The sequence below is a fragment of the Desulfosporosinus hippei DSM 8344 genome (assembly GCF_900100785.1).
Taxonomy (GTDB): Bacteria; Bacillota; Desulfitobacteriia; order Desulfitobacteriales; family Desulfitobacteriaceae; genus Desulfosporosinus; species Desulfosporosinus hippei.
The window spans coordinates 1-22,844 of record NZ_FNCP01000019.1 but is presented as its reverse complement, the minus strand read 5'-3'; the positions used below and the strand labels follow the sequence as shown (position 1 = coordinate 22,844).

The 22,844-nt window shown below is 42.5% G+C and carries 18 protein-coding genes and 2 pseudogenes; 7 read left to right on the top strand and 13 right to left on the bottom strand.

Annotation, left to right across the window (positions count from 1 at the left end; translation table 11 throughout):
• Positions 1–99: 99 nt before the first annotated feature.
• Entirely contained in the window at positions 100–3,552 is a 3,453-nt protein-coding gene (locus BLS16_RS15440; protein ID WP_092334580.1) for a pyruvate carboxylase, read from the bottom strand.
• Positions 3,553–4,081: 529 nt separating this feature from the next.
• Between BLS16_RS15440 and yedE the strand changes: the two genes are divergently transcribed.
• Genes yedE through BLS16_RS15420 form a run of 4 tightly spaced genes read left to right on the top strand, consistent with a single transcriptional unit; the run spans position 4,082 to position 6,822 of the window.
• Entirely contained in the window at positions 4,082–5,170 is a 1,089-nt protein-coding gene (yedE, locus tag BLS16_RS15435) for a YedE family putative selenium transporter (protein WP_092334579.1), read from the top strand.
• A complete protein-coding gene (locus tag BLS16_RS15430) occupies positions 5,148–5,375 on the top strand; it encodes a sulfurtransferase TusA family protein (RefSeq protein ID WP_242876313.1) in 228 nt (75 codons plus the stop codon). The genes yedE and BLS16_RS15430 overlap by 23 nt, the downstream gene beginning before the upstream one ends.
• 4 nt (positions 5,376–5,379) lie before the next feature.
• Complete coding sequence (locus BLS16_RS15425; RefSeq protein WP_092334577.1) at positions 5,380–5,619, top strand: putative Se/S carrier protein; 240 nt, start codon at positions 5,380–5,382, stop codon at positions 5,617–5,619.
• Positions 5,620–5,676: 57 nt separating this feature from the next.
• Positions 5,677–6,822, top strand: coding sequence for an aminotransferase class V-fold PLP-dependent enzyme (locus tag BLS16_RS15420; RefSeq protein ID WP_092334576.1), 1,146 nt, complete (start codon positions 5,677–5,679; stop codon positions 6,820–6,822).
• Between the two features lie 282 nt (positions 6,823–7,104).
• On the opposite strand, the gene BLS16_RS15415 is transcribed toward BLS16_RS15420, so the two are convergent.
• The gene (locus tag BLS16_RS15415; protein ID WP_092334575.1) at positions 7,105–9,555 is read right to left on the bottom strand and encodes a DsrE/DsrF/DrsH-like family protein; all 2,451 of its coding nucleotides are present in this window, start codon (positions 9,553–9,555) and stop codon (positions 7,105–7,107) included.
• A 294-nt stretch (positions 9,556–9,849) separates the two neighbouring features.
• Positions 9,850–10,971 carry an MBL fold metallo-hydrolase gene (locus tag BLS16_RS15410; RefSeq protein WP_092334574.1) on the bottom strand — a complete coding sequence of 374 codons (1,122 nt, stop codon included), beginning with the start codon at positions 10,969–10,971 and terminating at the stop codon, positions 9,850–9,852.
• 366 nt (positions 10,972–11,337) lie between these two features.
• Here BLS16_RS15410 and BLS16_RS15405 point away from each other — a divergent pair.
• A pseudogene (locus BLS16_RS15405) lies at positions 11,338–11,637 on the top strand (IS30 family transposase); the annotation flags it as partial.
• A 500-nt stretch (positions 11,638–12,137) separates the two neighbouring features.
• A complete protein-coding gene (locus BLS16_RS15400) occupies positions 12,138–13,385 on the top strand; it encodes a DUF4153 domain-containing protein (RefSeq protein ID WP_092334573.1) in 1,248 nt (415 codons plus the stop codon).
• A 185-nt stretch (positions 13,386–13,570) separates the two neighbouring features.
• On the opposite strand, the gene BLS16_RS15395 is transcribed toward BLS16_RS15400, so the two are convergent.
• The 6 genes from BLS16_RS15395 to selD form a co-directional block, all read right to left on the bottom strand.
• Positions 13,571–14,044, bottom strand: coding sequence for a GyrI-like domain-containing protein (locus BLS16_RS15395; RefSeq protein ID WP_345788537.1), 474 nt, complete (start codon positions 14,042–14,044; stop codon positions 13,571–13,573).
• A 186-nt stretch (positions 14,045–14,230) separates the two neighbouring features.
• Complete coding sequence (locus tag BLS16_RS15390) at positions 14,231–15,163, bottom strand: helix-turn-helix domain-containing protein (RefSeq protein WP_092334572.1); 933 nt, start codon at positions 15,161–15,163, stop codon at positions 14,231–14,233.
• 225 nt (positions 15,164–15,388) lie between these two features.
• Complete coding sequence (locus tag BLS16_RS15385) at positions 15,389–15,970, bottom strand: Uma2 family endonuclease (protein ID WP_092334571.1); 582 nt, start codon at positions 15,968–15,970, stop codon at positions 15,389–15,391.
• 198 nt (positions 15,971–16,168) lie between these two features.
• Positions 16,169–16,420 (bottom strand): putative Se/S carrier protein, encoded by a 252-nt coding sequence (locus BLS16_RS15380; protein WP_092334570.1) that lies wholly within the window; start codon positions 16,418–16,420, stop codon positions 16,169–16,171.
• 10 nt (positions 16,421–16,430) lie between these two features.
• Positions 16,431–17,024, bottom strand: coding sequence for a sulfurtransferase-like selenium metabolism protein YedF (yedF, locus tag BLS16_RS15375; RefSeq protein WP_092334569.1), 594 nt, complete (start codon positions 17,022–17,024; stop codon positions 16,431–16,433).
• A 12-nt stretch (positions 17,025–17,036) separates the two neighbouring features.
• Positions 17,037–18,059, bottom strand: a complete 1,023-nt coding sequence (selD, locus tag BLS16_RS15370) for a selenide, water dikinase SelD (protein WP_092334568.1) — start codon at positions 18,057–18,059, stop codon at positions 17,037–17,039.
• A 77-nt stretch (positions 18,060–18,136) separates the two neighbouring features.
• Here selD and BLS16_RS15365 point away from each other — a divergent pair, with 77 nt between their 5' ends.
• A complete protein-coding gene (locus BLS16_RS15365; protein WP_092334567.1) occupies positions 18,137–19,243 on the top strand; it encodes an aminotransferase class V-fold PLP-dependent enzyme in 1,107 nt (368 codons plus the stop codon).
• 359 nt (positions 19,244–19,602) lie between these two features.
• On the opposite strand, the gene BLS16_RS15360 is transcribed toward BLS16_RS15365, so the two are convergent.
• From BLS16_RS15360 to BLS16_RS15345, 4 genes and pseudogenes are all read right to left on the bottom strand, one after another.
• Complete coding sequence (locus tag BLS16_RS15360) at positions 19,603–20,103, bottom strand: Fic family protein (RefSeq protein ID WP_427846380.1); 501 nt, start codon at positions 20,101–20,103, stop codon at positions 19,603–19,605.
• 577 nt (positions 20,104–20,680) lie between these two features.
• Positions 20,681–21,274: a hypothetical protein gene (locus tag BLS16_RS15355; RefSeq protein WP_143015542.1), complete on the bottom strand. Its 594-nt coding sequence runs from the start codon at positions 21,272–21,274 to the stop codon at positions 20,681–20,683.
• A gap of 325 nt (positions 21,275–21,599) precedes the next feature.
• Positions 21,600–22,523, bottom strand: a complete 924-nt coding sequence (locus BLS16_RS15350) for a DMT family transporter (RefSeq protein WP_092334565.1) — start codon at positions 22,521–22,523, stop codon at positions 21,600–21,602.
• 97 nt (positions 22,524–22,620) lie between these two features.
• Positions 22,621–22,844 (bottom strand): annotated as a pseudogene (locus BLS16_RS15345) (hypothetical protein); the annotation flags it as partial.

Genomic DNA, 22,844 nt, shown 5'->3' with positions numbered 1-22,844 from the left:
CCTCTTCAAAGGACTTTTTCCCTGCTTCTTGGCATTCCCGTAAAAATGTTTAGAAGTTGGTTTTCCTCACCTCAGGAAAACCAACTTTTTTAATACCCATTATTCGACAACAATAAGGAGTTCGCCAGCCTTGACTTGCTGTCCTTCTTTTATATTCACCGATCTGACAATCCCTGAGAAAGAACTCGTTATCCTTGTTTCCATTTTCATAGCTTCGACAACCACCAGGGTCTGATTTTGGGCTACCTGATCTCCTTCTTTTACCATTAACGTCACCACAGTCCCTGGAATAGGGGATCCAATCTCATTCTTATTGTCAGGGTCTGCCATCTCCGTCAAACTGTATTCTCCAGACTGGCTAAGAAGGTTTATGTCGCTCCAGCTCTTATCCTTGATTTTGATTTCTCTTCTATTCCTGTTGACTTCAAACACTAGAGTTCTGTATCCTTCCAGATCCGGCTTTCCAACGGAGCGGAGCTTGATCATCAGACTCCTTCCTTCTGCGACCTCAGCCTCGATAATCTCTCCTTCATGTAGACCATGGAAGAACACGTCACTCCCTAGCCTGCTCAGGTCTCCGTATTCCGCTACAATTTTCAAGAAACCTTCAAACACTTCCGGATACAAGGCATGGCTCAGGATATCCTTTTTAGTTGGTTCAAACTCAAATTTATCCCTCAGGTGATTAGAGATTTTGTCAAAATCCTCATCTGGGAGCAGTTCGCCTGGACGCTCAGTGATTGGTTTTTCCCCCTTCAGAACTAACTTCTGGAGTTTCTCCGGGAAACCTCCCATGGGCTGACCCATCATCCCCTTAAAATAAGCTACGACGGAATCAGGAAAGGTCATATGCTCTGCTTTCTCGTAAATATTCTCTGAAGTGAGGTTATTTTGAACCATAAATATGGCAAAATCTCCTACGACTTTCGAGGACGGAGTGACTTTAACGATATCTCCCAACATCTCGTTAACTGTCTTGTACATTTCCTTAATCTCGGAAAATTTATGCCCAAGCCCGAAACTTTCCACCTGAGGCTTAAGATTGGAGTACTGCCCTCCGGGAATCTCATACTTGTATATTTCAGCAGATCCCGATTTCAAACCCGACTCGAATTTGCCATAAACCGGTCGTACCGTTTCCCAGTAGTCTGACACCTTTTGGATTCCTTTCAAATCAATTCCCGGGTCCCTATCCATATTTTTAAGAGCTGCAGCAATGGAATTCATGGCTGGTTGGCTCGTAAGTCCTGACATGCTGTTAAAGGAAGTGTCCACAATATCCACCCCCGCTTCCACAGCCATGAGTACAGTTGCCACCCCATTACCGGTGGTGTCGTGGGTATGAAGATGAACGGGAATACCGATCTCGTTTTTTAAGGCGCTGACCAGCTTAAAGGCGGCATGGGGCTTTAAGAGGGCCGACATGTCTTTTATACACAGAATATGGGCACCGGTTTTTTCTATCTCTTTCGCAAGCTTGATATAGTAATCTAAATTATACTTTTCCTTCTTACTGTCGAGGATGTCTCCCGTATAACAAATACAGGCTTCAGCGATCTTCCCGTTCTTTAAGACTTCCTCAATAGAGAGTTCCATGCCTCTCAGCTCATTTAGAGAGTCGAAGATTCTAAAGACATCAATACCCGTAGCTGCTGACTCTTTAATAAATTCTTTGATGACATTGTCCGGATAGTTCTTATAGCCTACCCCATTCGCTCCTCTTATGAGCATCTGGAAGAGGATATTGGGGACTCGTTTCCTCAGCTGCTCCAGCCTTGCCCAAGGAGACTCTTTGAGGAATCTGTAGGCCACGTCAAAGGTTGCGCCCCCCCACATTTCAAGAGAAAATAGATCTTTGCCGTAGACTGAAGTTGCCTTGGCAATCTTAATCATATCCTTGGTCCTAATCCGTGTCGCCATCAGCGACTGATGGGCATCCCGCATGGTCGTGTCTGTAAGCAATACTTTCTTCTGAGATTTTATCCAGTTGACAAGCCCCTCTGCACCTTGAGCATCAAGGATCTGCTTGGTCCCACTCAGGTCCTGCGGAGTAACACCTTCGATTTCGGGTACCTTGGGAACGTCATAATCCTGCTTTAACCCCCTGGTCTCATTGACTACCACATTGCCGAGGAATTTCAGAAGCCGGCTTTCATCATCCGTTTTCTGGGTAAGGGAGATTAAGTCAGGATTTTCCTCGATGAAACCAGTATGACATTCTCCGTTGAGAAACTGCGGGTGATTGAGAACGTTGATCAAAAATCCCATATTGGTCTTGACCCCAGTAATCTGTGTCTCCGTTAAAGATCGGATGGATTTCTTGATGGCATCCTGAAAACTCCTGGACCAGGAGATGTTCTTGAAGAGGAGGCTATCATAATAGGGACTGATTTCAGCGCCAGTGAATCCGTTTCCCCCGTCCAATCTGATCCCGAATCCCGAACCCGTCTTGTAGGATTCGATTTTTCCTGTGTCAGGAGCGAAATTAGTCGCGGGATCCTCTGTCGTGACTCTGCATTGAATGGAATACCCGTTGAGCATGATATCCTCCTGGGAGTTTATCCCGATCTCTGGAGAATTCAAGGCGTATCCTTGGGCGATCAGGATCTGTGCCTGGACGATATCTATTCCCGTTACCATCTCTGTAACCGTGTGCTCAACCTGGATCCGCGGATTCATTTCAATGAAATAATAACTTCCCTGGTCGTCTACCAGAAATTCAAGGGTTCCGGCGTTCCTGTATTTTACAGCCTTGGCAATCTTCAGAGCATCCTGATAAATATTATCTCTAATTTCCTGAGGGATGGAAAAGGCTGGCGTGAACTCCACGACCTTCTGATGCCTTCTCTGGATTGAACAGTCTCTTTCAAACATGTGTACAATATTGCCGTACTTGTCCCCGAGGACTTGTACTTCGATATGTTTGGGTTTTTCTATGAATTTTTCCATAAAGATATGATCAATGCCAAAGGCTTTTTTCGCCTCGCTTTTAGCGCTTAAAAAGCCAGACTCCAGCTCACTTTCGTCTCTGACGATCCGCATTCCCCTTCCGCCGCCTCCGGCAGCTGCCTTAAGCATCAGAGGATAACCGCATTCTTTCGCGTGCCTTCTTGCTTCAGCCACAGTTTTAATATCCTTCTCATAACCCGGAATGATCGGGACTCCGACTTCCTTGGCGACAATCTTTGACTTGATCTTGTCGCCCAGGGAGTCCATCATCTTTGCCGTCGGTCCAATGAATTCAATACCTTCCTGTTCGCAACGCTTGGCAAATTCAGGATTTTCCGATAAAAATCCGTATCCAGGATGGATTGCATCTACGCCCTTTTTGATTGCCAGACTAATGATTTCCTCAATATTTAGGTAAGCGTCAACTGGACTTCTGCCTTCACCGATGAGATAAGCCTCATCGGCTTTGCTTCTAAAGAGGGAGTATTTGTCTTCGTTGGAATATATCGCGACAGTCCTTATTCCCAGCTCATTACAAGCTCTAAATACTCTAATAGCGATTTCGCCTCTATTGGCTACCATCACTCTTTTAAAACTACTCATAAATTTCTTCCTCCATGCTTATTTACTCGACTTTGCCAAAGGTACTTTATACAAAGAATTTCTTTAGAAATGAAACCTTTTGTATAATTCAATGTTTTTAATTATACTTTATTTTTCCGTTCTTGTTGCCATATTAACAATGTATACACGAATACTTACCACCGTCCCAAGTATTCTTTCCTCATTAGGCTGCCGGGCAAGTTCTGCAATCTGTTTCAGTAAGATATCCCGCTCGGGCTGTTCTCAGAATTTCTTCTTTTAAAGGTGCAGCAGTTGCCGTTATCCCTGTACAAGTGACAAAGTTCCAGAGATCATCTCGCAAAAATAAACAAACGAGTACAGTAAATACCTAAAATGGTAAAAAACAAAACTCATGGATAATTCTAGATATATAGGAATAATTGTTGTATTATTAATATTATATATATATTATGTTTTGCATAATCTTATTATTATAACTAAGGAGGGATAAGACAGATTTCAACGTTAAACATTCCAAACTCTTATTCTAGAAAAGGGAGGAAGAACATTGGATAGTAAAAAAGGAATTATTTTTACAGGAGCAGTTATTGGGATACTGGCAGTTTTCCTAGTCCGTTTTGGTAATCCAGTGAACATGGGAATCTGCATCGCCTGCTTTATTCGGGACACTACGGGAGCTTTGGGCTTACATCGCGCAGAAGTTGTTCAGTATATACGTCCGGAAATTATCGGGATTGTCTTAGGAGCTTTTCTGATATCAGTTGCTAAAAAGGAATTTGATGTTCGAGGAGGCTCATCACCCTTCATTCGCTTTATGCTTGGTTTTGTGGTTATGATTGGTGCTTTAATGTTTTTAGGCTGTCCTCTCCGCATGGTCTTAAGACTGGGAGGCGGCGACCTCAATGCTCTATTTGGCCTGGCTGGATTTGCCGCCGGAATTATTCTTGGCATTATTTTCTTGAAAAATGGCTTTAGTCTTAAGAGAACTTATAAACTGTCCAAATTAGAAGGTTACCTATTCCCCCTGTTTAATGTCGGGCTTTTCATCCTGCTCTTAACAGCACCTGCCTTCATCTTCTTTAGTACCAAAGGCCCGGGAGCCGGGCATGCGCCGGTGCGGATTGCTCTTGCTGCAGGATTGATCGTCGGGGTCTTAGTGCAAAGAACCAGGTTATGCATGGTCGGAGGTATTCGAGATGCTATTCTCTTTAAAGATACTTATTTAATTTTAGGATTTATCTCGATCATTGTTTTTGCCAGCCTAGGAAATTTATACTTTGGTTTTTATAAGCTCGGTTTTGCCGGTCAATCCGTTGCCCATGCTGATGGGTTATGGAATTTTCTAGGCATGGCTCTGGCAGGTTGGGGCTCTGTGCTTCTGGGAGGGTGCCCCTTAAGACAACTTATTCTGGCTGCCGAAGGAAATGTTGATTCCGTCATTACAGTTTTAGGAATGTCCGCCGGAGCGGCCTTTGCTCATAACTTTTCCCTTGCCGCCAGTGCTCAAGGACCTTCCCCTAATGGAAAGATCGCAGTACTCATTGGTTTTGCTCTCTTACTTATGATTGCTTATTTCAATATAGAACGAGATGCCAAAGCAACTGTCCAAGGAGGTGTTAAGATTGGCGCAAATTGATACTAGAGGAATGTCCTGTCCCCAACCGGTTCTGATGACCAAAAAGGCCCTGGAAGTTAACTCGACTGAAGTTACCGTCCTGGTTGATAGCAAAACAGCAAAATCGAATGTGGAAAGATACTTGAACTTAACTGGCTACACTATTGATACTACCCAACTGGATGGCGAAACGAATACCTTTGAAATATTTGCGAAGAAGAAGTAGTACCATGACTTACATTGTGCTCTTCTACACGAACTCTTCAGCCATCAAATTCGCCAAGTTCATTCAAAGGTTTAACTATCCGGGAGAATTGATCCCTTTACCCCGCAAGTTGACTTCCAGTTGCGGCATGGGGGTAAAATTTTACTTTACCAAGAGTCTGACCGAAATTATTTCTGAGGAAATCGAGAAGATTTATGCTGTGGAAGGAAATCAGTACCAATTAGTTTATCGTGCTAAAGAGTAACTTAATAATAGTAAGGGCTTCGTTAAACGACGAAGCCCTTACTAAAGGAATGGTGTCATGAACGGATTATACTTAGATAATGCAGCCACCTCTTTCCCTAAGGCTCCCGGGGTGGCTGAAGCTGTAGCGGGATTTCTAACCAATATTGGCTGTAATATTAACCGAGGACTTTACACGTCATCCTTTGAAGCAGCCAACATTGTCTATGAAACACGGGAACTTCTCTGCAGCTTGTTTAATTTCCCTAAACCTGAAAATGTAATTTTTACTAAAAATATTACGGAAAGTCTTAATGTTATCCTTAAAGGGTTGTTAAAACCGGGAGATCACGTGATTGTTTCTTCGATGGAACATAACGCAGTTATGCGGCCCCTGGCTTCACTGGCCGAAAAAGGGGTTGAACTATCAACGGTTCTCTGTAATCACAAAGGGGAGCTTCCCACCGGCAACTTAGGCCTGCAGATTAAGTCTAATACTAAAGCGGTTGTTATGACTCATGCTTCCAATGTCAGTGGTACGATACTGCCTTTAGAAGAAGTCGGTCAACTATGCCGGGAGCATAACTTGTTTTTCATTGTTGATTGTGCGCAAACTGCCGGTTTCTTAACCGTGGATTTTCTGGCACTTAATGCTGATGCCTTAGCCTTTACAGGGCATAAAGGTCTTTTGGGACCTCAAGGAATAGGCGGCTTTTATCTTAATGATAAATTAGCCTCTCTGATTGAACCCTTGATCGAAGGGGGAACCGGAAGTGCATCAGAAAGTGTTCTCCAACCAAGCTATATGCCCGATCGTTTTGAAGCGGGCACCTTAAACTTACCGGGGATTTACGGGCTCAATGCCTCACTTAAATACTTAAACACCGAAGGGATTCCTTCTATAAGAGAAAAAGAGCTGAGTCTTGTGCAGAGGTTTATAGAACATGTGCAAACCCTGCCTGGTATTCAGCTCCTTGGCCCCGACCAAAAACAAGACCGAACAGGAATTGCTTCTCTTAACTTTTTGAAACACGATAATGCCGAAGTTAGTTATCAATTATTTAAGGAGTTTGGGATTATGACCCGCTGCGGCCTGCATTGCGCTCCGGCAGCCCACCGAACTCTTGGTACTTTCCCCCAGGGAACCATCCGCTTTAGTTTCAGCCACTTTAATTCCCTTCAGGATGTAGACTATGTGATTGATTCATTAAGAAAGAGTTTTTAGGATTTTCGACAAATAATCTATCCCGAGCAGGCCTTGAGGCAGATTATTTGTCAATTACTAAAATCGATCTGTCCTTTACGCCCATTCCATAGACCTCCTTTGCACAACAAAGGAGGTCTTTACACAAGTTCATTAATACTAGGTTATGATGATTAGTATTTGCCATCTGCCATTTATTAACTCCGGAGGGCACCGTTTGAATTAGGTTATTTAATTGATCAGGTAGCCCGGAGATAAAAATCTCCGGGCTTAGCTATTGACGGAATGACTGTTCGCTTTTGTCTAAATAAATAAATTAACGTTCGAATCCTCTGCTTCTCCTAAATAATAACCCACTCCGCCAATTTTAACGCCGTCCAGCAGTTCCTCTTGTTTTAAACCCATCACATCCATGGACATTTGGCAGGCTACTACCTCTACTCCATTGCACATCGCTGCACTGATGAGCTCTTCCAGAGAAGAAACATTTTTGTCCTTCATAACTTTTCTGATCATTTTTCCGCCCATACCCAGCATATTCATGTTCGACAACTTAAGACGTTTACTTCCCCTCGGCATCATCATGCTGAACATCTTATCCATAAAGCCCTTTTGAGTGCTGACCTTTTCATGTTTACGCAACACATTTAATCCCCAAAAGGTGAAAAACATCGTTACTTTCTTGCCCATGGACGCAGCTCCATTGGCAATGATGAAGGAGGCTATAGCTTTATCCAAATCTCCGCTAAAAACCACTATTGTCTTATTATCCTTTAAAGTTGCAGCTGCCGGCTCTTGCCGAACCGAGTCCCTTGGCGCACCTTTTTTAATGAAGGCCGTAATAACCCCTCCGGCCTTGGCTACGTCTATCAGTTGATTATTGGTTCTTTTACTCCAAGCTTTAATATCCTCATAAAAGCCCGGATCAGAAGCCAAAATCTTGAGGATTTGACCTTGTTTCAACGGATCCATAGCTGCCTTAACCTGCATTAATGGCCCAGGACAACACAGCCCGCAAGCATCAATACTTTTATCAAAATGCCCATGAGGGGTATCCACTTCACCTGGTCCTGAATCGGATTGTTGACTCTCAGAGCTTATCTTTTGTGGATCGAATTCTTGTAACGAGATAGTTTTATAGCCCCCGGTAATATTTAAGACGTTATAACTATTTTGACTTAAGATCCTGTCTGCTATATAGCCCCTTAAGCCTACTTGACAGTACTCTATTATCTGTTTATTCCTGTCTAACTCGTCCATCCTGTCTCTTAAGCTGTCCAAGGGAATGTTGATGGAACCGGGTAAGTGTCCATTGTTATATTCCTCTTCCGTTCGCACATCCAGAAGGATTGAATCCTTAAGATCTCCCAACTCCATATCCTTCCAAGCCACAACATGGGTTCTGCCGGCCAGTAGGTTTTGAGCTGAAAATCCCGCCATATTTACCGGATCCTTGGCCGATGAGAATGGCGGAGCGTAAGCTAATTCTAATTCGGCTAAGTCGTCTACCGTGCCTTTTAAGCGAATGACAGCAGCTATAACATCAATTCGTTTGTCAACGCCATCATAACCGATGCCCTGTGCTCCCAATACTCGGCCTTCATCATTAAAAATCAGTTTCAAGGTTAGCTGTAAAGCAGCCGGGTAATAGGAGGCATGAGCCACAGGATGAACGTAGACAACCCGATAAGGTAGATTGGCTTTTTGCAGGGTTCTCTCATTGGCCCCTGTGCTGGCCGCCGTCAAGCTGAAAACTTTAAGGATCGAGGTTCCTTGCGTGCCTTTATAAATGGAATTCAAACCCGCAATATTATCCGCAGCGATTCGTCCCTGCTTATTGGCCGGTCCCGCCAAAGGAACAGCCGTCTTTTCCCCTGTAATAAAGTCGATAACCTCGATGGCATCTCCTACTGCGTAAACATCCTTTGCATTGGTCTGCATTCTTTCATCAACGATGATATGCCCTTTCGCCCCTAACCCTATTCCCGAGTCTTTCAAAAAAGCAGTGTCAGGTGCAACCCCGATAGCCAGAATGACTAGATCAGCAGTCACCATTTTTTGACTGCTCAAGGTTACTTCGATTTGACTGCCAACCTCTTTAAAAGCTTTAACTCCGTCACCCAAGATAAGATCCACGCCATTTTCAGCTAATTCCTTTTCAGCCATTACCACCATGTCTGAATCAAAAGGAGCTAAAATGTGAGGAGCGGCTTCGATTAAAGTGACCTTCAAACCTCTCTCGATCAGGTTTTCAGCCATTTCAACTCCGACAAAACCTCCGCCAATAACTAGAGCGCTACTTATACCTTTTTGATCAACATAAGCCTTAACTCTATCTGTGTCCGGAATGTTTCTCAAAGTAAATATTTTCGAACTGTCTATCCGCGGAATATTGGGCCGAAGAGCTTTGGCTCCCGGTGATAATACTAGAGCATCATAGGATTCTTTGTAAATCCCTTGATCCTTACTTCTGACAGTCACGATTTTCTTTTCTGTGTCAATGCCAACGACTTCACTATTAATTCTCACATCAATGTTAAACCTGGCTTTCATAGCCTCAGGAGTTTGGACGAGAAGTTTCTCCCGTTCCTTGATAGTTTCACCGATGTAATAGGGCAAACCACAGTTGGCGAAAGAAATATAGTCATCTCTTTCAAACAAGATGATCTGGGCTTTTTCATCTAGTCTTCTATAGCGCGCAGCAGCAGAAGCTCCCCCAGCTACACCGCCGACAATGAGTACTTTTTTTGTCATAAAAATATCCCTCCATAAAAGCTTAGTAACTTATAGTTTGGCATGAAATGCTAGGTTTATTTTCCGAGTCCATTTCGAGCTTCGACAGCAAGCTTACTTGCTTCAGTAATTACATTATACCCCCCGGGGCCATAGGGGTCAATGGGAAGTTAATAACAAAGTATTTACCAACAAAAAAACTACCTCATTAAAATGAGATAGTTTCCGCATAGACACTATTTATTCTTTATACTATATCTTTTACTCTGAATGACCATACTGAGATTCAGTTAAAAATTGATTGTATTGCTCCTCTTATTGTAATGCCTCACACATTTCCCACCATGGTGAAGGAGGAGTGTATAGGTCTGAATTTATGGAGAGAGTTTCACCAATCTTAGGGGCTATCAGGTTAATGTCTGCCTTTTTTGCTTCATTGACTGCTCGCTCTATAGGTTCATTCCAGCCATGAAAGGCTAATGTGAATCCTCCCCAGTGCATTAACATCATAACTTTGCCCTTTATATCCAGATGAGCCTGAACTGCTTGTTCCGGTGTCATATGGACCCAAGACCATCGTTGATCATATTGACCACCTTCAAGTAAGGTGATATCAAAAGATCCGTATTTTTTTCCAATTTCCTTAAAATGTTCATCATATCCACCATCTCCGCTGGTATAAAAACGTGTATGTTTTCCAAGAATAACCCAACCGCCCCATAAGGTGGAATCTTGATTAAAAATCCCCCTGCCGGAGAAGTGTTTAGCTGGGGTCAAGGCAACGGTCAAACCTTGAAATTCCGCTTCATTCCACCAATTGAGCTCTGTAATTTTATCCTTTGCAATTCCCCATCGGATCAAATGTACACTTACTCCAAGAGGAACAAAGAAATGACCGACTTTGTTCTTCAGCTTTAGGATAGAATGATAATCTAAGTGGTCGTAATGATCATGTGTAATAAACACTGCGTTAATTGGTGGCATCTCATCAATAATATCCTTCATGTCTTCACTATATTTATAGCGTTTACTCCCTGCAAAGGAAACCGGTGAGGCAATAGGTCCTAGCATTGGATCTATCAGCATCTTTTTATCATCGATACTTAGTAAAAAAGCAGAATGCCCCAGCCAAGTGATACTATCCCCTTCACCATTAATTTTGTTCCAATCAATCGTGATAACAGGAATAGAACCGGTAGGATTGCGGTTTGTACCCTCTAAAATATAATCTTTAATCATGGAGAAAATATTAGAGGCACTCATGTTCATTTTTGTTGGCACCTGATTGACAAATCTACCTGCAACATAATTATTAAGACTTTGATAAATCTCTTTTGCTTTTTTAGATGGATTTCCACCAAAGGATGGGTGTAGGTTTATAAACATTATAAGTCCAAGACCCAATACTACCAAAAAACCGAATAAATATACTCGCATATTTTCCCTCTTTTCATTTACGTCCCTAGGTGAATAGTAATTCCAATCTATGATTTTCATCTTTTGTAGATAAACTGCCATCTACGTATTTTAACATTGAGAGTTAACTCTAAGTCAATGTTCATTCCATACATTTTTATCAACTTGAGAGTAAGTTAATAGGCACCCTAGAAAAATGTCCTCCTACGTTTAGTCCACGTTTTTAGTCCACGTCCTTAATTGCAAATCGAAATGCAACCGATTCAAATTGAACATTATTCAGTAACTGAATCCATTGATGATAGGCGGTTGCATTCTGGCATACAAAGATTGGATAGTGTCAAGAAATGTTCGGAAAAACGACCAGAATTCCTAAAGGATGAATGCTTGCGCACGCAGATTTACTATTGCGATGCCGGATGCCCTCACCAGAAAGGGGCCATTAAAGTCAATCACGGTCTGATCCGAAGAGTGCTTCCCAAAGGGACAGGCTTCAATCACCTGACACAGGAAGAAGTCACCCGGATGATGAACCATATCAATTCTTATAAAAGAAAAAAGCTGAACAATCGTAGCCCCTACGAAACGTTCAGCTTTTACCATGGAGAAGAAGTTTTGCACAAACTTGGATGTTCGCCGGTAGCCGCCAGTGACATCCTGTTAAAACCTAGTCTTCTCAAAAGATAGAACCATAATACTAACGCGCCAACCCTCCATGAACAATCCATAAACAGGGGTGGATTCTCCGATTACAATAAAATCGAGAGGGAGTCGATCCCCATTTGGAATGCCCATTTTTCTCATAATACGCCAGAAAAACGAATAAATCAAACTGCATTTGGGTTACAAAAGCGGCTTTTCGTTTTCAAAACAGGCTTTTCGGATACAAAAACTGCGTTTCGTTTACAAATATTCAGTTGTCGGTTACAAAAATTGCTTCTTGGTTTACAAAGTGGCCTCTCGTCTTTCAAGTAAGTTAATAAAAAAATCACACCAAGTTAAATTATCGTATTAAAATAATAAAACAACTAATACCAATATTTATTTATTGATATTCGATAAATAATGTATTACAATTTACTCAACTCATGATAACGTTATGATAACTGAGGTGCTGTTTATGAATCGAGAAACACTGTTTTTAAAGGTCTCAAATACAGTAAGAATTAGATTTATTGGAGGTTATTATGGAAAACTTCATTTCTGAAAATCTTGAACAGCCAGCTGAGTTGGAAAGGTATTATCGGCAGGAGCCGGAGAAATTTATTAAAGCCTTTCCCGAGGTATTTAGCGAAAATCAGAATCTAACCATCCTGAAAGTTTGGCAGGAAAGGCTAAATTTTGATATGCCAAGGGATGAAAAGATGGAAACTGATACTAGGTGGAAAGACCTTCTGCTAGTAATTGTGATTTCGTTGCTGGCGGGAACAATTGCCAGGTTTTTGTTACCATCCATTGAAAAAGAATTAATTAATCCGGCAAATATTGTTTTTTCGATTTTTCCTTTGCTTTCAGTCTATTTTCTTTTAAAGAACCGCCCTTCGAAAAAGCTTATTCTGTCAATTAGCCTATTCTATCTGGTGACATTGATTTACCTAAACTTTCTACCTGTAAAATACTCAGATAGTATTATTTTGGCTAATCTGCATTTACCCTTTTTCTTATGGTCGTTAGTTGCCATATCATTCACGGGAGACTATCGCCTGCAGCCAGGAAAAGTATTGGAATACCTGAAGTACAACGGTGAGCTTTTAATTAGTGCCGGTCTGTTACTTATTTGTGGTGTCGTTTTAACAGCTTTGACCATTGGTTTATTTGCGGCAATTCAAGTCAAAATAGAAGATTTTTATATGAACAACATTGCAATTTATGGAGTTGCTGCTGCACCCTTTGTTGGCACTTATTTAGCGAGGGCCAGGGGCATAACCAAAAATATTGCGCCATACTTAGCAAAGGTTTTTAGTCCTTTAGTTTTAATAACCTTAGGTGTCTATTTAGCTACAATTATCGTAACCCAGAAGAATCCTTATACTGATAGAGAATTCTTATTAATATTTAACTTAATGCTGATCTTAGTCTTAGCAATCACGATTTTTTCCGTCGCGGGAAGAGAAACTGGTTCAAAAATAACTTTCAATGACCGAATAATCTTCGCATTGTTAACAGTTGCTATAGTAATTGACTGCGTAGCATTATCGGCTATCTTGTTCAGATTAACTTCATATGGCATAACTCCAAACCGGTTGGCCGTTTTGGGTATGAATCTAATTGTATTTGTCCACTTATTGAGGATTACGGTTAATTATTTCCGGTTTATACTGGGTAAAGTTAAAGTGGAGATGATTGAAGCTGCCATTACGCGATATTTGCCGATCTATTCACTGTGGGCGCTGATCGTTACCATTTTCTTTCCGATAATTTTCACTTTCAAGTAAAATTATAGTTACTGATGAGCAGGCCCGCGCGACAGGACAAAAACCACTGAAAAAACTTTTCAGTGGTTTTCCTTATCACAGTAACATAAATCTTCAATAGATCTTTAGCGCTGAATAGACCAATAACAGGGTATGGATAAAACTGCGTAATCGCGGTGAGGAAATCACGTTACGGTGTCATTACCTTACTTTTTTATCGGAATCCAAACCTCACACTTATAATCCGGAGCAGATATATCACCCAGTGGATAAACCTCCAATTGTGGTCCTTCCTCTTGCTGATAACCCGTTGCAGGAATCCACTCGGAATAAATCCGTTCCCATACCTTCTGTATGGCACCCGGCATAGGACCAACGGACTCAAAGACGGCCCACCGTGCAGCAGGTATCTCAGCAGACGAAAAATCTTCCAGAATTTCCCCATTGTCCTCCACAGCTATCATATACATAAATGCTTCATAGTTGGGTTCAAAATCCATACAGATCCCAAAGACCCCCCTGCCGCCTGCCATGGAGCAAATCTTTTCATAGGATCCGTCTGCCTGGCATTCCTTCCAAAAAAGCGGAACTAGATTTAAATTTTCTCCATCCTGAGTTGTTATTCTTTTAGTCTTGCCGATCACTTTAAACGAGTCTTTTTCGATTAATTTGTAATCCATATCCTGATCTCCTTTGATTGAAATATGAAAGGAAAGCTTTGGAAATGCTTTAAAGCATATGATACATCCGCTGAAAATGAAATGGGGAAGAAAATGTTTGCTTCTAAATGGTCAATTGCCCTATTCATTGCTCTAAGCCACTCCATTGTACCTCTCCCTTCTGATTCAATCATAAAGGACTTCGCATTACTTATCCTGTCTTTGCGTGCTCCCCATTGACTGAGAGACAACAGGTCTAGCCTCAATATACCCTCTATACCCCATCGGGGCAAGTTGAAATCTCGGTGCTGCTTCAGGTGCCCAGTGATATCCGTAAATATTCGGGTCAAATTTTTCAATGTGCTCCCATACTTCGCCGATTGCCTCCATAAAGTCATCATCGTTATAAGGCTCTCCCTGAAATATCATCATCATGCACGGCGGCAAGTCAATCAGATCATATCCAGGGGGAACTGCATTATTATAAGCAAGTGGCAGCTCCACTCCCTGCACATATTGGGAAGTACCACTTTTTATCAGGTCTTTCGGCAGCCACATTCCAATGGGTTCATACATTGCTTCTTTAACACTTGAAAGCATGGACCACACATCACAGCCGACTTCTTCGCAGTATCCAAAATACTCGGTTGCTTTGATTCCCCGCTTGAGAAGTACTTTTCTGGCCGGACGTTCAATAATTTGCACGAATACCGTTTTAGTTGCTTTTTTCTCACTCATCTTCATTCCTCCATTATGCAATGCTCGGAAGGTATCGAAAACTCTTGCAGGCATAAAAAGTTGGATAGGCGGAGTATTTTGACTATATCTTTTGGGGGGCAAGCCAAACTCTTTGGCAAAAGCACGAGTAAAGCCTTCATGAGAGTCAAAGACGAAATCCAAGGCAACATCGATAATTTTTCGTTCCTCATCACGTAGAACCAGTGCAGCTCTGGTTAGTCTTAAAGCACGAATATAATCAAAGGGGGTTCTTCCCGTTATCTCTTTGAAAATTCTCGCTGAGTGCCAGGATGAATATCCGGCAGCCTTTGAGAGCTGCTTAAGGGTAATCTCTTCATATATGTGATCCTCAATATAATCCTGCATTTTTTGCACCGCCCTTATTGCTTCAACCTGATTCATTTTCTCACCTCCCGTATCTAGCATAAATCAACCGGAGAACTAATTCTTGACCTGGATTGCTGAGTTCAAAAAGAGGATTTGTCAAATTTTTGCCCAAATAAGATTCAGATAAACAACTGAAGCCTAAAGTGATCCACTTAAGCGTGAATCACTTTAGGCTTTAGCATAAGATTATGCCAGACTTTCAACTTCTTCATTAAAATCCGGCAAATATCAAAGTCCATTTTACAGAGCAGCAAAAACCGGATTAAGATCAATTATCAAGTCCGGCAAGGCACTCACGGTTATTTTTTCTTCATCTGAATAAACAGCTGGCCGTCCATAGCGCTTATTGTTCTGTAAGGTAAATACACTCACGAACTTACCATCCGGTTCAATGATCCAATACTCTTTAACCCCGGCCTTTTCAAATTTATTAAACTTAAAAAGCTTATCTATCCTTGCGGTTGAAGGAGATGATATTTCAATTATCAGGGTGGGAGTACCATAATACCCAGTACCTTTTAAACCAGCATTATCACAAATGATAGTAAGATCAGGCTGGCATACAAACGTTGTTTCTTCGTCATCTTCATTTAATTCAGGTATCCTTAAATCGAAAGGTGAAGCAAAAACTCTACAGGGCTTATTCCGTAAGTATTCACCAAATTGCAACATAAGTTCACTGGATATGGCTTGATGCTGCCACGTAGGAGCAGATTGCATATGGGGCACGCCATCAATTATTTCCCATCTTTCTCCATCAGTCCAGGTAAGATAATCTGCATAGGTATATTTCTTATCACTACTATGCGGAAATATTGACATTAAACCTCGCCCCCATAATATCAACTATTCGATTATCTGAACAACATTAAGTATTACCATATTATAACACATCATCAGATGGGCCACAAAGAGCCGCTGTTCAAATTTCTCTTATATTCAATACCTAAAGCCCCTAATTATCATTCCTTACATGCCTCCATAGGACGTCTATTGGGCACATCCCATGAAATTTTTCATTCATCCCTGAACCTCATTGTACACCGTCTCCTGTGAATTTAACATTGCTTGATAGACAGCCGCTACAACTATGTTAGTCTCCTGCAATAGGGCCTTTGCGGCAATATAATCCGCTACCCGAAGGGCGATGCCGCAGCCGGCTTTGATGCCTGAGGGCAAGGGCATCACCCCTACGGAATGACCGGCCTGCAGGAGGGTTTTTTCGGCTAAAATAGCCCCATGGGTGTTGGCAAACGTAAGAATATAAGACACAAAAATCCTCCTAGATATTGATAAGCCGTTTTGCCCCAGCCATAGCGGTGACGATGCCGTACATGTTGGCGATCTCACCGACCCCTAGCTTTTCGGTAATTTCGAAATAATTGGTACAAGTCCCACAGGTTAGAATAACCGTTCCCGCAGCTTCCAGAGCGCGCAGGTCCTCCAAGCAGTTAGACTCACTAACCGTAAGGTATGCCCCCGAATTGAAGAACAAAACATGGGTGGGCGGCGGCACAAGCTCCCTGAGGGCAAAGATGAAACCTTTGATCAGTATTTGGCCCAGTTCCTGACTTCCTTCCCCCATGGTATTCCGACCGATGGCTACGACCAGGCCCGAATCTCCTTCTGTCGGGCAGCTTTCCACAGCGCAGCCTTCTCCTGCTACGATGGTAACCTGGATATTACCGTCTTCTCTCTGCTCATATTCGCTTTGATAACCCAGTTCTGTGGACATCTTTTGGAGATTTTGGCGGGCGATGTCGTTATCGACTAATACAGTTACCACACCGCCTGCTTCCCCCAAGCTCTCCAGAGCTTTTTTGGCTTTTATGACTGGGATAGGGCAGACCTGCCCAAGACAATCAATGTTATTCATAAATATTCCTCCTTAGCGTACCAAAATCGGTGAATTTTGTGGTTGGAGCACTTCTCCTACGATTCTTGCCTGGGGTTCCACTTCCTGAATGGCACTTAACAGCTCTTGAGCACAGGATTTCGGGGCGCTGAGAAACAACCCTCCCGAGGTCTGGGGATCGAACATCAATTCCTGCAAGGCAAAGGGGGTATCGCCGAGATCCACAAAGCCTTGCATATGGTTGCGATTGCGCTGGGCAGCCGCAGTTATCAAGAAATCTCCGGCATAGGTATAAGCCTGAGGGATATAAGGCAATTCCGAGCTATATATGACCAAGGATGTAGCATCCCCAGCCATTTCCCTGGCATGGGCCAACAGTCCGAAACCGGTGATATCTGTGCAGGCACTAATGGGAAAACTGTGCATCTTCTCCGCCGCATATTTATTGAGCCTCTGCATAGAGGAAATCGCCGCCTGAACGGCTTGATCATCGGCCATTTCTCCCCGCAGGGCAGCCATGACAATGCCAATCCCCAGGGGTTTGGTAAGGATCAGTTGATCCCCCGGAACCGGAGTATTATTGCGCCAGATTTGTTTCGGGTCGATACGTCCGGTGACTGCCAGCCCATATTTGGGCTCTTTGTCATAGATGGAATGGCCGCCGCAAAGTACCGCTCCCGCCTCTTGGATTTTTTCTGCCCCGCCTAATAATATTTCTCCCAAGGCGTCCAGTTCCATTCTCTCGGGATAACAAACGAGATTGAGAGCAAAAAGTGGTGTACCTCCCATGGAATATACATCGCTTAAGGCATTAGCTGCCGCGATTCGGCCAAAGGAGCGACCATCGTCCACCATGGGTGAAAAGAAATCCACTGTGGAAACAATGGCAGTGTCTTGATTAATTTGATAAACAGCAGCATCATCCGAGGCATCAAAGCCCACCAACAGATTAGGGTTACCAAAAACCGGCATGCCGGACAACACCTTGGATAGCTCGCCCGGACCAATCTTGGCTCCGCAGCCCCCAGAGGTACAGTTTGACAATAAACTCATCATGAGATCCCTTCCTTTACACAGTTGTTTGACTTATACTAAAATATAAAAACACCATTTATTAGAGATAGGAGAAAAAAATGATTTATCTGGACAATGCCGCAACAACTCTTCAGAAACCTCCTTGCGTCAAGGAAGCTGTTGTGCGGGCTATGGATACCTTTGGCAACGCTTCTCGGGGAGCACATGCACCGGCTCTGGACGCTCTCCGCATGTTGATGGAAGCACGAATCGCCTTGGCTTCCCTCTTTGGGGTTGATGATCCTATGCGTGTGGTATTCGCTCCTAACGCCACCGTTGCCTTAAACATCGCCATTTCCGGAATCCGGGGGCATATTGTGACAACCGCCGCTGAGCACAATTCGGTACTGCGGCCCATCTACAAACGGGATAATTATACCATTGTCCCTTGTGACAGCTTAGGATGCGTTTCCACGGAAGCAATCTCTTCGGCCATCCGTCCGGATACCGGGGCAGTAGTACTTACCCATGCTTCCAATGTTACCGGCAACGTCTTCGATATCCAATCTGTCGGTGAATTATGTGCAGAACGCGGCCTGGACTTCATTGTTGATGCCTCACAAAGCGCCGGACTTTTGCCTATTGAGATGAAAAACATATCCGCCCTCTGCTTTACAGGGCATAAATCACTCTTCGGGCCCCAAGGCACCGGCGGACTCTGTTTAGGACCTAATTACAGGCCCGAATCTCTGTATGTCGGAGGAAGCGGCCATCATTCCTTCGACTCCAAACATCCCGGGGAATTGCCCGATGCCCTGGAAGCCGGGACGCAAAATGCCCACGGCATCGCAGGACTACTGGCCGGCGTGCAATATATACAGTCCACCGGACTATCGACAATCCACTACCGGGCGGATACCTGGGCGCGCCTGTTTGCCCATTCCCTGGCGGATATTCCCGAGGTTACCCTCTATGGAGATTTAGCCGCGCCACTTCGTACACCCATAGTCTCCCTCAATATCCAAGGATATGATTCCGCTCAAGTCGCAGCTCTGCTTTTTGAAAAGTATGGCATCGCAGTACGCGCAGGGGCCCATTGTGCACCATTAATGCATGATGGACTCAAACTATCCGGCTCCGTCCGCTTTTCATTCTCTCATTTCAACACTCGAGAAGAGACACTGTTCGTTGCCGACGCTGTTTGCGCTTTGGCTGCCAGTCGATAACTTTAGTCACATCTTATTTCAAATGGCTTAAATAATTTATGATTATTTTTGTATTATTATTGCTTATTATTATTCAATTATATATCTGTGCGTGTCCAAATATCAAGTTGCTTGACAGGGGAATGTCTTTGGAATTTGAGATTATCAAGCATGTCATGATCGACATGGAAGCAGGCGTTTCTGCTTCAGTAATAACATCAGCCCAGAGATTTTAGTCTCCGGGCTGATGTTATAAGTAAAACCATTGACACTTTGGATTATCGATAACGCCATGAGCTATCCTCTCTGTCGAGCTGGTGAAGCTGTCCGAACGAGGAATTTTTCAAATGACAACGCCTTCGTATCGTCCCTAACTATTTTTATTGGAATTTTGACATTTCATTTGCGTTTCTGACAATTTCTATATACCTTAACAGTTCTTCTTCGAGGTATTCCCGGACAAGAGAAACCATCTCTGATGGATCTTCCCCGTTTATGTGATAGCTTGTAAAACAATCATAATATCGTTTACGATCACTGAACTTAATGTTAATAGGAGGATAACCCTCCTTCATCAACTCGAGGTTCAAAAGCAAGCGACCGGTTCTGCCATTACCATCAATAAATGGGTGTATGGCTTCAAATTCCAAATGAAATTGGGAAACACGTTCAACCACATGAGAAAAACATCCCTGGTATTTAATAATAAGTTGTTCCATTCGAGTAGGCAAAAGATATGGCTGCGGCGGCGTATGGACAGCTCCCATAATTGTTACAGGCACACGTCTGTATATTCCTCTATCCGCACGGTTGTCCATTAGAACCAAACTATGAATATCTTTGATGACCTTTTCGGACAGTAGGACTTTTTGCTTTACCAATTCCTCAACATAATGATATGCTTCCTTATGACCTACAGCCTCTAAGTGGTCTTTAAGTGGCTTTTTATCTATGGTAATTCCCTCTTTGAGGATTAAAGCGGTTTCCTGTAAGGTAAGGGTATTGCCTTCTATTGCATTAGAATTATACGTAAAATTAATCAGAAATTCCTCACTTAATCGTTGTAGCTCCCCTGCAGTAAGTGGTCTATATGAATTTAACTCCTGTAAAAGATCTACAATTTTATTAAAAGCCGCTATTTTGCATACCGCCTCTCCTTTAATTTACAAATCCTAATTGTATCGTAGCATAACTAGTTAAATATTACCAGTTCAATCTTTACGTGCCTTTTACATTGGTCTTCTTGCAAGATTTTATACCTACTGCCGCTCATTGAGCTCTGTGCCCAACCTTATTTTACTCTAAGCGTCCGCAGATACACCTTTGCTTCGTCACCGACCCGATAACTCTCAACCGCTTTCTGGATAGAGTGGTGCAAAGTGACTATTGGACGATTCTAGGTCGGAGATCTTTCTACGATAGTATTTAATCAAGTGCCCCTAAGAGAATGAAAGAAAGTCAATACTTTCCAGCCAAGTAGCTTTCTACAGTTTTTACATCTCTATTGTTCTTTGAATCGTTTATCTCTTGATCTAACAACAGATCATTAGCAAAGGACCCATCGGATTTTTGAAAGTAGACGGTAGCTAGAGGATTATTCCCTTGTCCGGGATAAGCATCATCTACAATAATAATTATATCTTTTAGACCGTCTTGACTTACATCTTCAAAGGAAACGGCTTTAACGTCTACCATATAAGGAAGATTTGCCTGAAAATCATATAGGATCTCCCCATCTTTATCGGTTAGGTAAAAGACTACAGGTATATGGTTGCCTCCTGTCAATTTTCCGGAGACGAATTTAACCTTGCCCCAGGAATTTAAATCCACCATGAATGATTGATTTTGTATGGGCCTAAAGCCCACGATATCTTTAAGATTATGCGGAGTGAACCGGAAAGTCCCTTCCGGTGGCTGGGCTTTAGTATCTAATGAGGGGGATTCCTCAGATTGCTCCCTGGGTTGGGGGTTGGTATCAGCTGGAGCCGTTTTCCCACATCCGGTTGTAAGTAGAATAACTATGATTGTTGCTAAAAGAATTTTCCGCTTCATTCGTTTTCACCTCCAAGTTCCCCTTAGCCAAATTATGATTAATAGTTCTTCGCTGAACGTTCCTCTATCCCTTCAACTAAATAATAATACAAGATCTTCAAACGGAACCTAAAATCTAATTACCCTCCCTTTATATAGGCAGAAAAAAGTACGTACTTGTATCTTTATTCCTGGCCATTACTGGCCGGCCTCTAACTCTGTATTTAACTCCTACCTTGAAAGTGCTTGAGTGAGTCATGTCAAGTAAAAGTAAAAGGCAGCTTCAAGATCCTTAAAAAGATCCCTGAAGTCTGCCTTTGTCCATTGTTCTTATTTAACAACAAGTCTATTGTTTGCAGGACTCCAAAAGAATGACCTTCTTTTTAGGAATACTCCCAATCACAATCCCTAACGTAGTGAGGATAAGTGCTAAGATATGTATCCAGGCAATTTTCTCATTTAAAAAGACGAACCCACCGAACATGCTCGCAAAAGGCATACCATTTAGAAACATAGCCGTTCTGTTGGCCCCCAACTGTTTTATACCGTCATTCCATCCTAAGGTACCTAAAGCTGTAGCTCCCCAAGCTGATATTAATAAGACAAGTATTGCTGTAGATGATAAGTGAATTTGTCCATAAACCGCAGGCCCAAAGGAAACCAGCGTCCCCAAATTTAACAATAGTCCCCCTATTAAGGTAGAATAGGCAGTCACTACTAAGGTTGGAATCGGGTTTTCCAACAGCTTTTTAATAAGCAAACCCCCAATGACATAGGTCAACATGGCTAATACCATCGCAACATCACCGATTAAGGAAAATTGGATAGCACCCTCCGGAGATTTTGAAAACACAACCAACACAACCCCCGCAAATCCTAGTAGTATGCCAAGCCCTAAATTCCTGGTGAATTTCTCCTGCACAAATATGGACGCCAGAAGCGCGGTAGTCAGAGGATTTAGGGCCAGGATAAGTGAAGCATTGGTGGATGATGTCACAGAAACTCCGTACCCCAAAAGCAATTGATGCAGGCAAACAGAGATTAGTCCTATACAAAAAAGCAATCCCCATTGTTTTTTACTTGGATTGTACAACCCATATTTCTTAAAAACGAACAACAGCAATACAATTCCCGCCAGGGGCATTCGTACTGCAGCTACCAAGATCGGGGACATTTGCTGGGTTAAGAACTTAATCATTACAACATTTAGGCCCCATAATAAGACAACTGACAATAATATCGGATAAATTAGTTTCTTTCCTGTTGGCATTGTAATTATCTCCATTCCTGAAATACTACTAATATAATAGCACTTCTTAGTCTGGAAAGCTTTAGCAAGTTGATTTCGGCGGTCCCTTGAATGAATCTTACATTTCTTTTTGATATTTAACCGCAAAGAAAATTGATATTAGGTAATATAAAAGGAAAATTCCAACGGTAATTCCAACTAGCCATAATGGATAATCAAATAAAATCATAACATATGCTAATCCTAGGATAAACCACTGGGTAATATCAGCCGCACTTGCCTTTGCTCTGTTCTGAATTATTTTATTGCGTTCATCATTAAATTCAATTTCAAGCTGCTTCT

Excerpts from the sequence above, each read along its gene's own strand:
- BLS16_RS15440 (WP_092334580.1), bottom strand. The coding sequence starts at position 3,552 with ATGAGTAGTTTTAAAAGAGTGATGGTAGCCAATAGAGGCGAAATCGCT.
- BLS16_RS15425 (WP_092334577.1), top strand. The coding sequence starts at position 5,380 with ATGACTTACATTGTGCTCTTCTACACGAACTCTTCAGCCATCAAATTC.
- BLS16_RS15420 (WP_092334576.1), top strand. The coding sequence starts at position 5,677 with ATGAACGGATTATACTTAGATAATGCAGCCACCTCTTTCCCTAAGGCT.
- BLS16_RS15415 (WP_092334575.1), bottom strand. The coding sequence starts at position 9,555 with ATGACAAAAAAAGTACTCATTGTCGGCGGTGTAGCTGGGGGAGCTTCT.
- BLS16_RS15410 (WP_092334574.1), bottom strand. The coding sequence starts at position 10,971 with ATGCGAGTATATTTATTCGGTTTTTTGGTAGTATTGGGTCTTGGACTT.
- BLS16_RS15400 (WP_092334573.1), top strand. The coding sequence starts at position 12,138 with ATGGAAAACTTCATTTCTGAAAATCTTGAACAGCCAGCTGAGTTGGAA.
- BLS16_RS15395 (WP_345788537.1), bottom strand. The coding sequence starts at position 14,044 with ATGGATTACAAATTAATCGAAAAAGACTCGTTTAAAGTGATCGGCAAG.
- BLS16_RS15390 (WP_092334572.1), bottom strand. The coding sequence starts at position 15,163 with ATGAATCAGGTTGAAGCAATAAGGGCGGTGCAAAAAATGCAGGATTAT.
- BLS16_RS15385 (WP_092334571.1), bottom strand. The coding sequence starts at position 15,970 with ATGTCAATATTTCCGCATAGTAGTGATAAGAAATATACCTATGCAGAT.
- yedF (WP_092334569.1), bottom strand. The coding sequence starts at position 17,024 with ATGAATAACATTGATTGTCTTGGGCAGGTCTGCCCTATCCCAGTCATA.
- selD (WP_092334568.1), bottom strand. The coding sequence starts at position 18,059 with ATGATGAGTTTATTGTCAAACTGTACCTCTGGGGGCTGCGGAGCCAAG.
- BLS16_RS15365 (WP_092334567.1), top strand. The coding sequence starts at position 18,137 with ATGATTTATCTGGACAATGCCGCAACAACTCTTCAGAAACCTCCTTGC.
- BLS16_RS15355 (WP_143015542.1), bottom strand. The coding sequence starts at position 21,274 with ATGAAGCGGAAAATTCTTTTAGCAACAATCATAGTTATTCTACTTACA.
- BLS16_RS15350 (WP_092334565.1), bottom strand. The coding sequence starts at position 22,523 with ATGCCAACAGGAAAGAAACTAATTTATCCGATATTATTGTCAGTTGTC.